Origin of the sequence: Pseudokineococcus marinus (assembly GCF_013004605.1) — a bacterium.
Classification (GTDB): domain Bacteria; phylum Actinomycetota; class Actinomycetes; order Actinomycetales; family Quadrisphaeraceae; genus Pseudokineococcus; species Pseudokineococcus marinus.
Genome location: NZ_JABEMA010000530.1, coordinates 1 through 1,324, shown reverse-complemented (window position 1 = coordinate 1,324; position 1,324 = coordinate 1). Strand labels below are relative to the sequence as shown.

Annotated in this window: 1 pseudogene; it reads right to left on the bottom strand. The window is 79.9% G+C overall.

The annotated features are described in order from the left end of the window. Positions 1 to 1,266, bottom strand: a pseudogene (locus HLB09_RS17250) (5-methyltetrahydropteroyltriglutamate--homocysteine S-methyltransferase); the annotation flags it as partial. Positions 1,267 to 1,324 lie beyond the last annotated feature (58 nt).

Below are 1,324 nucleotides of genomic sequence, written 5' to 3'. Positions count from 1 at the left end.
CCGAGCTCGCGACGCCCGCCGCGAGGCCACGACCGCGGCCGACGCCGCGAGCTCGGCGCGGACGGCGTCGCGCCTGTCCGCGAGCCCGCGGGCGAGCACGGCCACCTCGGCGAGCTTCTGGTCGGCGAAGGCCAGCCAGGAGCGGACCTCGGGGTCGAGCTGGACCTCCCGCTCGACGTCGTGCGGCACGTGCAGCAGCGAGCACGAGGGGGCGACGTCGACGTGCGCGCCGGACGCCGCGAGCACCTCGAGGTGGTCGAGGGCCTCGGCGAGGTCGCGGCGCCACACCCCGCGGCCGTCCACGACCCCGGCGACGAGCCGCCGCCCGGTGAGCCCCGGCAGCGCGGCGAGGGCCTCGACCTCGGCGCGGTCGGCCCCCGCGAGGTCCACCGCGAGGCCGTCCGCGCCCGCCGCGAGGAGCAGCGGCGCGGCGTCGCCCAGGCGCTCGAAGTACCCGGCGACGAGCAGCCGGGGGCGGTCGGCCAGCCCGGCGAGGTGCCCGGTCGCCTCCCGGGCGAGAGCGGCGAGGTCGTCGTCGAGGTCGGTGACGAGCACCGGCTCGTCCAGCTGCACCCACGCGACGCCCTCCGCGGCGAGCAGCGCGAGAAGCTCGGCGTAGACGGGGAGCAGGCGGGGCAGCAGCGCGTCGGGGCGCCACCCGGCGGGGGCGCCGTCCGCGGGCTTGGACAGGCGCAGGAGGGTCACGGGCCCGACGAGGACGGGCCGGGGCTCGAGCCCGCGGCGGCGCGCGCCGCGCACCTGCTCGAGCAGGTCCTCCGCGTGCAGCGACGGCGCCGCGTCGGGCCCCAGCTCGGGCACGAGGTGGTGGTAGTTCGTGTCGAACCACTTCGTCATCTCCCACGCGGGCGCGTCCGCCGCGCCGCGGGCGGCGGCGAAGAGCCGGGCGAGCCGGGCCTCCTGGCCGGGGGCCGCGGGTGCGCCGGGCAGCAGCCCGAGCAGCGCGGCGGCGTCGAGCACGTGGTCGTAGAGCGAGAAGTCGCCGACGGGCACCTCCCGCAGCCCGGCGCCCGCCATCGCCGCGAAGCGCTGGTCCTGCACCTCCTCGGCGGCGGCGAGGAGGCCGGCCGCGTCGAGCCGCCCCGCCCAGTGGGCCTCGAGGGCGCGCTTCAGCTCCCGGTCGCGCCCCTGGCGGGGGTAGCCGAGGGCGGTCGGCGACGGGCGGTGGCCCGGCGCGGGTCCCTGCCCCGCCGTGGTGCTGCCGGCCGTGGTGCCGCCGGCCGGTGTGGTGCTGCTGGTGCTGGTCATGGACCTCTCCTGCGCGAGTCCACGACGGCGCCCGGGGGCGGCGGGCGCGCGGACGCGG